This is a genomic window from Pantoea sp. YR525 (genome assembly GCF_900116775.1).
Taxonomy (GTDB): Bacteria; Pseudomonadota; Gammaproteobacteria; order Enterobacterales; family Enterobacteriaceae; genus Pantoea; species Pantoea symbiotica.
In genome coordinates this window covers 67,781-80,134 of the sequence record NZ_FPBU01000008.1, presented here as the reverse complement: position 1 = coordinate 80,134, position 12,354 = coordinate 67,781, and the positions used below count along the sequence as shown (strand labels likewise).

The window sequence follows — 12,354 nt, the reverse complement described above, 5'->3', positions numbered from 1 at the left end:
ATTCATTATTTTGCTAATTAATCCCTGTCGGCTACCATGACCGATTGCAAGATAATGTCCTAACCTGTGAGTCGACACTGATTATGCCGAAAAAAGCCGAAGCGCCTGCCAGTTTTGAAAGCGCATTGCAGCAGCTGGAACAGATTGTCAGCCGCCTGGAAAGTGGCGAGCTGCCGCTGGAAGATGCGCTGAACGAATTCGAACGCGGCGTACAATTGGCACGTACCGGTCAGCAAACCCTGCAGCAGGCAGAGCAGCGCGTGCAAATCCTGCTCAGCGACGAGAAAGATGCCGCCCTCGCCCCTTTTACCCCGGAAAATGAGTAATGGATTTCGCTAAACTGCTGAGCGCGTACCATCAACGCGTCAATCAGGCTTTGACGCGCTTAATAGATCCACTTCCTTTTCAGAGTTCTCCTCTGGTTAATGCCATGGAGTATGGGGCATTATTAGGCGGTAAGCGTCTGCGTCCCTTTCTGGTGTACGCAACAGGCGAAATGCTCAAGGCCGATGCGGCCAGCCTGGATGTGCCGGCTGCGGCCGTGGAATGCATCCATGCTTATTCCCTGATTCATGACGATCTGCCGGCGATGGATGACGATGCGTTACGCCGCGGGCAGCCAACCTGCCATATAAAATATGGTGAAGACACGGCGATTCTCGCCGGCGATGCTCTGCAAACTCTGGCCTTTTCGATTCTGGCCGATCAGCCAATGCCCGGCGTCAACGCCGAAGCGCGTATTGCGATGATTTCCGAACTGGCGCAGGCCAGCGGCGTGGCAGGTATGTGCGGCGGTCAGGCGTTGGATTTGGCGGCGGAAGGCAAAAGTATCGATCTGGCGCAGCTGGAACAGATTCACCGTCATAAAACCGGCGCGTTAATTCGTGCCGCGGTACGTCTTGGCGCATTAGCCGCCGGCGAGCGTGGCCGCGCCGCGTTGCCGGTGCTGGATACCTACGCCAACGCCATCGGACTGGCGTTTCAGGTGCAGGATGACATCCTCGATGTGGTCGGCGATACCGCCGTGTTAGGGAAAACACAGGGCTCAGATCAGGCATTGGGTAAAAGCACCTATCCTGCACTGATGGGGCTGGAAAATGCCCGCAGTAAAGCCTGGGATCTTTATCAAGAGGCGCTCGGCGCGCTCGATATTCTGGCGGCACAGTCTTACAACACAATCGCCTTACAAGCGCTGGCAAGCTTCATAATTGAACGCGATAAATAACTTTCATAATGAGTCTCTGATGAGTTTTGATATTGCAAAATACCCGACACTGGCGTTAGCCAACACGGTTCAGGAATTACGTTTATTACCGAAAGAAAAACTTCCGGAGCTGTGTGACGAACTGCGTCAGTATCTGCTGGATAGCGTGAGCCGTTCTTCCGGCCACTTTGCATCGGGTCTGGGCGTCGTCGAGCTAACAGTGGCGCTGCATTATGTTTATAACACCCCCTTTGATCATCTGGTGTGGGACGTCGGCCATCAGGCTTATCCGCACAAAATTCTGACCGGACGCCGCGATCGCATCGGCACCATCCGCCAGAAAAATGGCCTGCATCCGTTCCCGTGGCGTGGTGAGAGTGAGTACGACGTGTTAAGCGTAGGCCACTCATCTACCTCGATCAGCGCCGGTCTCGGCATGGCGGTTGCCGCCGAGCGTGAAGGCAAAGGCCGCCGCACCGCCTGTATTATTGGCGATGGCGCGATCACGGCGGGCATGGCGTTTGAAGCCATGAACCACGCCGGTGACATCAAGCCGGATATGCTGGTGATCCTCAACGACAACGAGATGTCGATCTCCGAAAACGTCGGCGCACTAAACAATCGTCTGGCACAGATTCTCTCCGGAAAAACCTATTCACGCCTGCGCGAAGGCGGCAAGCGTGTGTTGGGCGGTTTACCGCCGATTAAAGAGCTGGTGAAGCGCACCGAAGAGCACCTGAAAGGCATGGTGGTGCCGGGCACGCTGTTTGAAGAGCTGGGCTTTAACTATATCGGCCCGGTGGATGGCCACGACGTGCTAACGCTGGTGAGCACGCTGAAGAACATGCGCGATCTGAAAGGTCCGCAGTTCCTGCACATCATGACCAAAAAGGGCAAAGGTTATGCCCCGGCGGAAGAAGATCCGATCACCTGGCATGCGGTACCGAAGTTCGATCCCGCCAGCTTAGCGCTGCCGAAAAGCGTGCCGGGTTTGCCAAGCTACTCGAAAATCTTCGGCAACTGGCTGAGCGAAATGGCCGCTGACGATGCGCGCCTGATGGCGGTAACGCCAGCGATGCGCGAAGGTTCCGGCATGGTGAGCTACTCGCGCGATTATCCGCAGCAATATTTTGATGTAGCGATTGCCGAGCAGCACGCCGTGACGTTTGCGGCGGGCATGGCGATTGGTGGTTACAAACCGGTTGTGGCGATCTACTCGACCTTCCTGCAGCGCGCCTACGATCAGCTGATCCACGACGTCGCCATCCAGAAATTGCCGGTGCTGTTTGCCATCGATCGTGGCGGCATTGTCGGCGCGGATGGTCAAACCCATCAGGGCGCATTCGATATCGCGTTCTTACGCTGCGTGCCAGAGATGGTGATCATGACGCCAAGCGATGAGAACGAATGTCGTCTGATGCTGTACACCGGTTATCACTATCAGGCTGGCCCAAGTGCGGTGCGTTACCCGCGCGGCACCGGAACCGGCGCAACGCTAGAACCGCTGGCGAGCTTGCCGCTGGGCAAAGGCATCGTGAAGCGCCGCGGCGAAAAGCTGTCGATTCTTAACTTTGGTACCTTACTGCCAGAAGCCGCTGCCGCAGCGGAAGCGCTGAATGCCACGCTGGTGGATATGCGTTTTGTGAAGCCACTCGACGAAGCATTAATTGCCGAGCTGGCGGCCAGCCACGATTCGCTGGTTACGCTGGAAGAAGGCGCCATCAAAGGCGGTGCCGGTAGCGGCGTTAACGAGTACGTAATGGCAAAACGCCTGCGCGTGCCGGTGCTCAACCTCGGCCTACCGGATGAGTTCATCCCACAAGGTACGCAGGAAGAAGTGCGTCAGGATTATCAGCTGGATGCCGCCGGTATTCAGCAGCAAATCACTGACTGGCTCGCCCAGTAATCTGCCCGACTCGCTCACCGCCCGGTGAGCGAGCCTGCTGCTATGCTTAGGGAACGATTTTCCTCAAGCATAAGAGCAGGAGCCCAAATACATGAAAACCATTCCCTTAGGCCAGACCGACTTACAGGTTTCGCGTCTCTGTTTAGGCTGCATGACTTACGGCGATCCCACGCGTGGTAATCACGCATGGACGCTGCCTGAAGAGAGCAGCCGACCGCTGATCAAGCAGGCGCTGGAAGCCGGCATCAACTTCTTCGATACCGCCAACAGCTATTCCGATGGCAGCAGCGAAGAGACCGTGGGCCGCGCGCTGAAAGATTTTGCCCGCCGCGATCAGGTTGTGGTTGCCACCAAGGTCTATTTCCCGCTGAGCAATCTGTCACAAGGCTTGTCGCGTCAGAATATCCTGCAATCGATCGATGACAGCCTGACGCGTCTTGGCATGGAGTACGTCGATCTGCTGCAAATCCATCGCTGGGATTACGACACGCCGATTGAAGAGACGCTGGAAGCGCTGCATGAAGTGGTGAAATCCGGCAAGGCACGTTACATCGGCGCATCATCAATGCACGCATCGCAATTTGCTCAGGCGCTGGATCTGCAGAAGCAGAACAACTGGGCGCGCTTTGTCAGCATGCAGGATCAGTACAACCTGATTCAGCGTGAGGAGGAGAATGACATGCATCCATTGTGTCAGCGCGAAGGGATCGCGGTGCTGCCGTGGAGCCCGCTGGCGCGCGGTAAACTCACGCGTCCATGGGGCGAAACCACCGCGCGTTCGGTATCGGATAACGTGATGGAGAAGCTGTATACCGGCACCGAAGAGAACGATGCGGCGATTGCCGAACGTCTGGCTAACGTTGCCGCCGATAAAGGCGTAACGCGTGCGCAGGTGGCGCTGGCGTGGCTATTACATAAACCGGCGGTCACCGCGCCGATTATTGGTGCCTCGCGCGAGCAGCAGTTCGCCGAGCTGGTGAAAGCGGTGGATGTGGAGTTGAGTGAGAATGAAATTGCCGAACTGGAGACGGTGTATCAACCGCATCCGGTGGTGGGATTTGAGTGATTCAGGAACCAGGTCGCCATAAATGGCGACGTTTTGTAGGGTGGCCATTCATGGCCACCTCGTTCACTTCACACCGAAATGATCAAACCCTTTCACATCCACGCTGCGCGGCTTGCCGTTTTCCAGCAAACTCAGCCCTTCCGATTCCGGTGCAATCTGACCAATGCAGGTATAAGGCACACCAAAATGCCCCAACGCCACATCGAGTGCGCCACGGTTCACTTCCGGCACGGTAAAGCACAGCTCGTAATCTTCGCCGCCGCTCAACGCCCATTTCAGCACCAGCTCAGGCTCGAAGTGATCGCGCAGCGCAGCTGAAAGCGGTAACGCGTCGAGATTGAGACGCGCACCAACGCGGCTGGCGGTCAGCACATGGCCGAGATCGGAAATCAGGCCATCAGAGATATCGATCGCCGAGGTCGCCAATCCACGCAGCGCCTGGCCTTGCAGCACGCGCGGCATCGGACGCAGATGGCGTTTGATCAACGCTTCGTGCACCGCCGGATCGTTCAGGCGATGGCGATGCTGCAGCAGCGACAAACCGGCTGCGCTATCACCCAAGGTGCCGGTGACAAAAATCCAGTCGCCGGGCTTCGCACCCGAACGTTTTAGCGCCCTTCCCACCGGCACTAAACCGTGAATGCCGAGCGTCATGCTCAGCGGTCCGCGCGTGGTATCGCCGCCAATCAGCTGCATATCGTAGTAATCCAGCAGCTCAAACAGGCTATCGCTAAAGGCCGCTACCCACTCTTCATCGATTTCAGGCAGCGTTAATGCCAGCGTCAGCCAGGCAGGATCGGCGCCCATGGCGGCTAAATCGCTGAGGTTAACGGCGACGGCTTTGTAGCCGAGATCGGCGGGATGGATATCACGTAAGAAGTGGACGCCCGCAACCAGCGTGTCGGTGCTGATGGCAAGTGTCTGTTTTTCTGGCACGTTGAGTAACGCGCAGTCGTCACCAATTCCTTTCTCCACATCGCGGCGGGAGCTGGTGACGCGGTTAAAGTAACGTGCGATCAGTTCGAATTCACCACAAGACATAAGTCAGGTCTCAATGAGAAAAAGGCCGGAAAACCGGCCTTTAAGACTATTTTTTATTCGGTCGAATTTGCGGGGCAGCTTTGTCGAGGACACCGTTGACGAATTTGTGGCTGTCTTCAGCACCAAACACTTTTGCCAACTCGATGCCTTCGTTGATGGCCACTTTATACGGCACATCAGAACGCTTGCTCAGCTCATACAGCGAAATACGCAGGATGGCTTTTTCTACCTGGCCCAGCTCTTCCAGCTGACGCGACAGGTAAGGCTTCATCAGACCGTCCAGGTACGCGCTGTTAGTCGCCACACCGGCCAGCAATTCGCGGAAATAGCTAATATCGACGTCTTTGACGTCTTGTTCCGCCAGAAACTGGTATTCCACATCGGCAATGTCGTTCTTGGACAGCTGCCAGGAGTAAAGCGCCTGGACAGCGCACTCACGGGCGCGACGACGAGCAGCAGGTTTCACAAAATTCCCCTTACAAAAATCAGGCTTTGATGGCTTTCAATACGTTGATCATTTCGAGTGCAGTCAGGGCCGCTTCGGCACCTTTATTACCTGCTTTCGTGCCGGCGCGTTCAATCGCCTGCTCGATATTTTCAGTGGTCAACACGCCGAAGGTCACCGGGATTTCGCTGGTCATCGCGACGTGCGCAATGCCCGAGCTGGCTTCACCGGCCACATATTCGAAATGTGCGGTGCCGCCACGGATCACGGTGCCCAACGCAACAATGGCGTCGTGCTTACCGGTTTTCGCCAGCGCGCGTGCTGCCAGCGGCAGTTCGTATGCACCCGGAACCCAGACAACGGTGATGTTATCTGCTTTCACCTGGCCGATGCGCTTAAGTGCGTCAATCGCGCCGTCCAGCAGGCTGTCATTAATGAAGTTGTTAAAACGCGCAATTACGATGGCAATGTTTGCATCAGGCGTGGCAACAGGAGCTTCGATAACTTTCATACATATCCTTTGGGTTGTTTTATGGCCCCGCAGAAGGGGGCGGATTCTATCATACTCTTTGGCGACGCGCTCAGGCTTTTCCGCGCGCTTTCAACGCGGTGTCAGCGTCAGGCGCAGGTCCGCGCCAACCAGGCGTACATCGCTAAAATTCAGGGCCGGCGCATCGGCCAGCTGTTCCAGTCCCGGCAGCGTACACAGGCCGCGAGCGGCATTGCCTAACAGCTTCGGCGCCATGTAAACGATCAGCTCATCTACCAGCCCCGCTTGCAGCAACGCGCCCGCTAAACCGGCACCGGCTTCTACCCACACGCTATTGATCTGCCGCTGGCCGAGCAACATCATCATCGCCACCAGATCAAGCTGTTCGCCACGCTGCGGCACGGCGATCTGGGTCACGCTGGCCGGCCACGTAAGCTCATCGGGTTCGCTGCGCATCAGCCAGGTTTCGCCCGGCTGGTCAATCAAGCAGTGTTGCGGCGTGACGCGCTGTTGACTATCAATCACCACACGCACCGGCTGGCGCAGCTGGCTTTCGTCGAGCTGCGCACGCACTTCTTCGTTTAATTCACTCCAGCGCACCGTTAACGAAGGGTTATCCGCTAACACGGTGGCGCTGGTGCTAAGAATAGCTGAACTCTGAGCGCGTAAACGTTGCACATCGCGCCTTGCGGCTGCGGAGGTGATCCACTGACTTTCGCCACTCGCCATTGCGGTGCGCCCATCAAGGGATGCGCCGAGTTTTAGCTGGATCCACGGGAATCCGGTGCGCATGCGTTTCAGAAAACCCCGGTTCAGCGCTTCCGCTTCGTTCATCATCAGGCCATGACTGACGTCGATGCCCGCCTGCTGTAAACGATAGAGTCCACGTCCCGCCACCTGCGGATTGGGATCCTGCATCGCAGCGACCACGCGCGTCACGCCAGCGGCGATCAGCGCATCGCAGCACGGCGGCGTACGTCCATGATGACTGCAAGGTTCCAGCGTGACATACGCGGTTGCGCCAGCGGCACGTTCGCCCGCCATGCGCAGCGCGTGCACTTCGGCGTGCGGTTCGCCAGCGCGCTGATGCCAGCCTTCGCCGACAATCTCACCTTCGCGCACAATCACGCAGCCGACGTTGGGATTAGGTGTGGTGGTAAAGCGTCCGCGGCGCGCCAGTTCCAGCGCGCGCGCCATATAGCGTTCGTCAGTCATGGATTAGTCCTGTAGGCGGGCGATCTCTTCACCAAAATCGCGGATATCTTCGAAGCTGCGATAGACCGAGGCAAAGCGAATGTAGGCGACTTTATCGAGCTTCTTCAGCTCATCCATCACCAGATTGCCGATCAGTGCGCTTGGCACTTCGCGTTCGCCGGTGGCACGCAGCTGGGTTTTAATATGATTGACCGCGCTCTCAACCGCATCGGCGCTGACCGGGCGTTTTTCCAGCGCCTTGATCATGCCGCTACTGAGCTTGTCTTCATTGAAGGGTTCACGCACATCATTGCTTTTCACCACGCGCGGCATCACCAGCTCCGCCACTTCAAAGGTGGTGAAACGCTCATGACACACCAGACACTGACGACGGCGACGCACCGACGATCCTTCACTAACCAGACGAGAATCAATCACTTTGGTGTCCACAGCGGAGCAGAATGGGCAATGCATGAGGCTTCCTGATGCGAGATAAATAGGCCACACAGTGTAGCGCGATCGTGCCACAAAATGTATGTGTGTGGCACATAATGTGTGAATCGCGATTTGTGACATTAAGCCAAATGCAAGACATCTCCCTCATGTTCCCTCGTCAAAAAACCACTACGCTTAGAGAGCCGCCAGCAAGGCGGCCAACATCATAAAAATCTGGAGGATGTATGGGTCTGTTTGATTTCGTGAAAGATGCTGGAGAAAAACTGTGGGACGCCGTCAGTGGCGGTGGCGACGATGCCAGCAAGAAATTGCAGGATCACATTAACAAACTCGGTTTGCCCGACAGCGATAAGGTCAAGGTAGATGTGAAAGGCGACACCGTTACGGTAACCGGTGATGGCATTTCTCAGGAGTTGAAAGAGAAGATACTGGTTGCAGCCGGTAACGTCGCGGGGATCACCAAGGTCGATGACAAGGTCACCACCAGCGATGCCGCTACGCCCGCGAAGTTCTACACCGTTAAAAAAGGCGATACCTTGAGTGCGGTATCGAAAGAGGTCTACGGAAATCCTAATCAATACAACAAGATTTTCGAGGCGAACAAGCCAATGCTGACGCATCCTGATAAGATCTACCCTGGCCAGGTTTTACGAATTCCCGAATAAAGAAAGGACATTGCATGACGATCAGGACGTTTTGGGCTCCGGCAGCACTCTCTTTGCTGGTTCTCAGTGGTTGCAGTTCAACGCCGGTTTCACCGCAGGTCAAAGAGTTGCATCAGGAAGTGAGTCAGCTTAATCAGCAGATGCGCAAGCTGACTAATCAGGCAACGGCGCTGGAGATTCAGGGACAGCTGAACAGCCAATCCACCCAAGGCGCGTGGCTTTTGCCGCAAGCCAATACGCCGGTGGAACTGCAGACGCAGCTGGGTAAACTGCGCTTGTCACTCTCGCAGGTGGCGGGTGAAGCTAGCGGCAGTCGCGCCAATCTGAATATCCGCTCGACCGATGACCAGCCGATTCCGGCACTGCGCGCTACCGTGGTTTGGGGCGAAATGGATCCGGCCAGCGGCAAACCGCTTAACGCGGGCAGCCTGAGCCAGACCATCGACGTTCCGGCCGAGTTAATGCCACGCAGTTCGGTTAGCGTGCCGCTGCGACTCAGCGGCTTAACCCCGGATCAACTCGGCTACGTGCGCGTGCATGATGTGGAAGGCACAGCGGTAAACAAAACCGCGCCTTGAATACGTATGCTACACGCATTTGAAGGGTCGCCATTTATGGTGGCCTCTGTGCACGATGTCCTGATCGACAGGCATAAAAAAACGGGCTGCCACTGGCAGCCCGTTTACTTTCTGACTCCGCGTTACGGCAGAATCGAAGGCTGATCTGCGCCCTCTTTTTCCACTTTCTGCACCAGCATATGTTCACGCTTCATGCCCAGTTTCAGCGCCAGCGCTGAAGAGACATAAATCGATGAAATGGTACCGATGGTGACACCGATCAGCATGGTCAGTGAGAAGCCTTTCAGCAACGCACCACCAAACACGAACAGGATCATGATCATCGCCAGCGTAGTGATGGAGGTGATCAAGGTACGGCTCAGCGTCTGGGTCAGCGATACGTTGGTGATGTCGTAAGAAGAACCGCGACGAATCTTGCGGAAGTTCTCACGAATACGGTCAGATACCACGATCTTATCGTTAAGCGAGTAACCAATCACCGACATCAGCGAGGCGACAATCGTCAGATCAATTTCAACCCGTGACAGCGCCAGAATTCCGCAGGTGATGATCACATCGTGCGCCAGTGCCAGTACGGTGCCAAGCGCCAAACGCCACTCAAAGCGGAAGCCAATGTAGATCAAAATCGCAATTAGCGCCGACAGCAGCGCCATTGCGCCCGCCTGCGCCAAGTCGCTGCCCACGCTTGGGCCAACAAACTCGACACGCTTCACGGTGGCGTTCTGCTGGGTGGTCTGGCTAATGGAAGCCAGCACTTTGTTGCCCAGTTCGGTGCCAGCATTGCCGGTCGCCGGAGGCATACGCACCATCACGTCGCGGCTGCTACCAAAGTTCTGCACCAGCGGCTCTTCAAAGCCCGCTTTGACCAAACCTTCACGCAGCGCGTCGAGATCCGCTGGTTTTTCCAGGTTAATCTCAATCACCGTTCCGCCGGTAAAGTCGAGGCCCCAGTTGAAGCCTTTGACACCAACGATGGCGATAGACGCCACAATCAGCAAACCGGAGATGATGAAAGCCAGCTTATCCCAGCGCATAAAGTCGACGACTTTACGCCCGTGGTTTAGCTGCTCAATACTATATTCCTGTGCCACAACGCACTCCTCAGATAGACAGCTTGTTGATGCGTTTGCCGCCGTACACCAGGTTAACGATGGCACGGGTGCCGACGATAGCGGTAAACATCGAGGTTGCGATACCGATAGCGGTAGTAATCGCAAAGCCTTTGATTGAACCGGTACCGACCGCATAAAGAATGATGACTTTAATCAGCGTAGTGACGTTGGCGTCGACGATACTGGAGAAGGCGCCTTTATAGCCTTCATGAATCGCCTGCTGTACCGAGCGTCCGTTACGCAACTCTTCTTTAATACGTTCGTTAATCAACACGTTAGCATCGACCGCAACCGCCAGCGTCAACACGATACCGGCAATACCCGGCATGGTGAGCGTCGCGCCTGGCAGCAGTGACATGATGCCGACAATCAGCACCAGGTTACACAGCAGTGCGCTGGTCGCGATAAGACCAAACTTCTTGTAGAACACCACCATAAACAGGATGGAGGCGATCAAACCCCACAGGCAGGCTTCGAGGCCTTGTGTGATGTTCTGCTGACCCATGGTTGGGCCGATAGTACGCTCTTCTACAATCTGGATTGGTGCAATCAACGCACCCGCGCGCAGCAGCAGCGACAGCTGACGTGCTTCGTTTGGATTGTTGATACCGGTGATACGGAAGCTGTTACCGAGGCGCGACTGAATGTTCGCCACGTTAATCACTTCTTCCTGTTTCACCAGAATCGAACGGCCGTTGGCATCTTTCTTACCGCTGTCTTTGTACTCCACAAACAGGGTCGCCATCGGCTTGCCGATATTGTCCTTGGTGAAGTTCGACATCATGTTACCGCCCGCGCCATCCAGTGAAATGTTCACCTGCGGCTGGTTGTACTCATCCATGCTCGACGTGGAATCGGTGATGTGATCACCGGTCAGAATCACACGCTTGTACAGCACCACTGGCTGCCCTTCGCGGGTTTTCTTCACTTCCGAATCGCCCGGCACACGGCCGCTGGCCGCAGCCGTTGGATCAACGCTGGTGTTCACCAGACGGAATTCCAGCGTGGCGGTTGCGCCCAGAATCTCTTTAGCGCGCGCGGTGTCCTGAATACCTGGCAGCTCGACCACGATGCGGTCAGAACCCTGACGCTGAACCAGCGGTTCGGCAACGCCGAGCTGGTTCACACGGTTACGCAGAATGGTGATGTTTTGCTGCACCGCATATTCACGCGCTTCGCTCAGACGCGCATCGCTCATCACCGCACGCAGTGAATCGCTGCCCTGGCTTGAGATCACCAGATCGCGGTGGCGAGTAGACAAGTAGCTGATTGCCGCGTCACGGCTGGCGCCGTCACGGAAACGCACTTCAACGCCATAGTTCGCGATTTTATTAACGGTGGTATACGGAATGCTTTTGTCGCGCAGATCGCTGCGCAGGCTGTCGGCGTTCTGCTCTTGCAGTTTGCCCAGAGCCGTATCCATATCCACTTCCATCAGGAAGTGAACGCCGCCGCGCAGATCAAGACCGAGTTTCATCGGTTCCGCGGCCAGCATGCTCAGCCAGCGAGGGGTTGCCGGCGCGAGGTTGAGTGCCACAATGTAGTCTTCGCCCAGCGCGGTGGTGATGGCATCACGCGCGCGCAGCTGCACATCCTGCGTTGCAAAGCGGGCCAGAATGGCACCATTTTCCAGAGCGAGGGATTTGCTCTCGATATTGTCTTGTTTTAATACGGTCTGGATCTGATCCAACGTTTGCTCACTGGCGGCGCCACCGCGCGCACCAGTGATCTGAACGGCCGGATCCTCACCATAAAGGTTAGGAAGCGCATAGAGCAGGCCGACGAGAATCACGACGACCAGCATGATGTACTTCCACAAAGGATAACGGTTTAACACGGCAGTTCCCTTCGGGAAGAAAAAATTACAGCGCCTTCAAAGTACCTTTCGGCAGAACGGCGGCCACGAAATCACGTTTAACAACTACTTCAGTGGTGTCGTTCAGGGCAATAGAAACATAGCCAGTTTCTGCCACTTTGGTCACACGGCCAACTAAACCACCGCTGGTCAGCACTTCATCACCTTTAGAGATGGAATCCATCAGCTTCTTGTGATCTTTAGTACGCTTCTGCTGCGGACGCAGAATCATGAAGTAGAAGATCAGACCAAATACCACCAGCATGATCACCAGAGAATACGGACTTCCCTGAGACGGTGCGCCTGCTGCGGCTACGGCGTCAGAAATGAAAAAGCTCATTA

General features: G+C 56.0%; 14 protein-coding genes. 6 read left to right on the top strand and 8 right to left on the bottom strand.

Features of this window, described 5'->3' with window-relative positions:
• Positions 1-83 precede the first annotated feature (83 nt).
• The 4 genes from xseB to BM323_RS16895 all read left to right on the top strand — a co-directional run bounded on the left by xseB (position 84) and on the right by BM323_RS16895 (position 4,176).
• Positions 84-326: an exodeoxyribonuclease VII small subunit gene (xseB, locus tag BM323_RS16910; protein WP_008103963.1), complete on the top strand. Its 243-nt coding sequence runs from the start codon at positions 84-86 to the stop codon at positions 324-326.
• On the top strand, positions 326-1,225 hold the full coding sequence (gene ispA, locus BM323_RS16905) for a (2E,6E)-farnesyl diphosphate synthase (protein ID WP_008103965.1): 900 nt from the start codon (positions 326-328) through the stop codon (positions 1,223-1,225). The genes xseB and ispA overlap by 1 nt, the downstream gene beginning before the upstream one ends.
• Positions 1,226-1,244: 19 nt before the next feature.
• Complete coding sequence (gene dxs / locus BM323_RS16900) at positions 1,245-3,110, top strand: 1-deoxy-D-xylulose-5-phosphate synthase (RefSeq protein WP_008103966.1); 1,866 nt, start codon at positions 1,245-1,247, stop codon at positions 3,108-3,110.
• 91 nt (positions 3,111-3,201) lie between these two features.
• Entirely contained in the window at positions 3,202-4,176 is a 975-nt protein-coding gene (locus tag BM323_RS16895) for an aldo/keto reductase (RefSeq protein WP_008103968.1), read from the top strand.
• A 63-nt stretch (positions 4,177-4,239) separates the two neighbouring features.
• Here the strand turns inward: BM323_RS16895 and thiL are convergent, their stop codons facing one another.
• The 5 genes from thiL to nrdR form a co-directional block, all read right to left on the bottom strand.
• Positions 4,240-5,217, bottom strand: a complete 978-nt coding sequence (gene thiL / locus BM323_RS16890; protein ID WP_008103971.1) for a thiamine-phosphate kinase — start codon at positions 5,215-5,217, stop codon at positions 4,240-4,242.
• A 46-nt stretch (positions 5,218-5,263) separates the two neighbouring features.
• Positions 5,264-5,683 (bottom strand): transcription antitermination factor NusB, encoded by a 420-nt coding sequence (gene nusB / locus BM323_RS16885; protein ID WP_007887007.1) that lies wholly within the window; start codon positions 5,681-5,683, stop codon positions 5,264-5,266.
• Between the two features lie 19 nt (positions 5,684-5,702).
• On the bottom strand, positions 5,703-6,173 hold the full coding sequence (gene ribE / locus BM323_RS16880; protein WP_008103973.1) for a 6,7-dimethyl-8-ribityllumazine synthase: 471 nt from the start codon (positions 6,171-6,173) through the stop codon (positions 5,703-5,705).
• 90 nt (positions 6,174-6,263) lie between these two features.
• Complete coding sequence (gene ribD, locus BM323_RS16875) at positions 6,264-7,367, bottom strand: bifunctional diaminohydroxyphosphoribosylaminopyrimidine deaminase/5-amino-6-(5-phosphoribosylamino)uracil reductase RibD (protein ID WP_008103975.1); 1,104 nt, start codon at positions 7,365-7,367, stop codon at positions 6,264-6,266.
• A gap of 3 nt (positions 7,368-7,370) precedes the next feature.
• Complete coding sequence (gene nrdR, locus BM323_RS16870) at positions 7,371-7,820, bottom strand: transcriptional regulator NrdR (RefSeq protein WP_008103978.1); 450 nt, start codon at positions 7,818-7,820, stop codon at positions 7,371-7,373.
• Positions 7,821-8,026: 206 nt separating this feature from the next.
• On the opposite strand from nrdR, the gene lysM reads away from it, so the two are divergent.
• Positions 8,027-8,467: a peptidoglycan-binding protein LysM gene (gene lysM, locus BM323_RS16865; RefSeq protein WP_008103980.1), complete on the top strand. Its 441-nt coding sequence runs from the start codon at positions 8,027-8,029 to the stop codon at positions 8,465-8,467.
• A 14-nt stretch (positions 8,468-8,481) separates the two neighbouring features.
• A complete protein-coding gene (locus BM323_RS16860; RefSeq protein WP_008103983.1) occupies positions 8,482-9,045 on the top strand; it encodes a SadB/YajI family lipoprotein in 564 nt (187 codons plus the stop codon).
• Positions 9,046-9,167: 122 nt separating this feature from the next.
• Here BM323_RS16860 and secF read toward each other — a convergent pair whose 3' ends face one another.
• The 3 genes from secF to yajC are packed head-to-tail and all read right to left on the bottom strand — an operon-like array spanning position 9,168 to position 12,352.
• A complete protein-coding gene (gene secF, locus BM323_RS16855; protein ID WP_008103986.1) occupies positions 9,168-10,136 on the bottom strand; it encodes a protein translocase subunit SecF in 969 nt (322 codons plus the stop codon).
• Positions 10,137-10,146: 10 nt separating this feature from the next.
• Positions 10,147-11,994 (bottom strand): protein translocase subunit SecD, encoded by a 1,848-nt coding sequence (gene secD / locus BM323_RS16850; protein ID WP_071531647.1) that lies wholly within the window; start codon positions 11,992-11,994, stop codon positions 10,147-10,149.
• Between the two features lie 25 nt (positions 11,995-12,019).
• Positions 12,020-12,352 carry a preprotein translocase subunit YajC gene (gene yajC, locus BM323_RS16845; RefSeq protein WP_008103990.1) on the bottom strand — a complete coding sequence of 111 codons (333 nt, stop codon included), beginning with the start codon at positions 12,350-12,352 and terminating at the stop codon, positions 12,020-12,022.
• Positions 12,353-12,354: the final 2 nt, after the last annotated feature.

Coding starts and splice junctions, on each gene's coding strand:
- dxs (WP_008103966.1), top strand. CDS start 1,245: ATGAGTTTTGATATTGCAAAATACCCGACACTGGCGTTAGCCAACACG.
- ispA (WP_008103965.1), top strand. CDS start 326: ATGGATTTCGCTAAACTGCTGAGCGCGTACCATCAACGCGTCAATCAG.
- ribE (WP_008103973.1), bottom strand. CDS start 6,173: ATGAAAGTTATCGAAGCTCCTGTTGCCACGCCTGATGCAAACATTGCC.
- lysM (WP_008103980.1), top strand. CDS start 8,027: ATGGGTCTGTTTGATTTCGTGAAAGATGCTGGAGAAAAACTGTGGGAC.
- BM323_RS16895 (WP_008103968.1), top strand. CDS start 3,202: ATGAAAACCATTCCCTTAGGCCAGACCGACTTACAGGTTTCGCGTCTC.
- yajC (WP_008103990.1), bottom strand. CDS start 12,352: ATGAGCTTTTTCATTTCTGACGCCGTAGCCGCAGCAGGCGCACCGTCT.
- BM323_RS16860 (WP_008103983.1), top strand. CDS start 8,482: ATGACGATCAGGACGTTTTGGGCTCCGGCAGCACTCTCTTTGCTGGTT.
- nrdR (WP_008103978.1), bottom strand. CDS start 7,820: ATGCATTGCCCATTCTGCTCCGCTGTGGACACCAAAGTGATTGATTCT.
- ribD (WP_008103975.1), bottom strand. CDS start 7,367: ATGACTGACGAACGCTATATGGCGCGCGCGCTGGAACTGGCGCGCCGC.
- thiL (WP_008103971.1), bottom strand. CDS start 5,217: ATGTCTTGTGGTGAATTCGAACTGATCGCACGTTACTTTAACCGCGTC.
- xseB (WP_008103963.1), top strand. CDS start 84: ATGCCGAAAAAAGCCGAAGCGCCTGCCAGTTTTGAAAGCGCATTGCAG.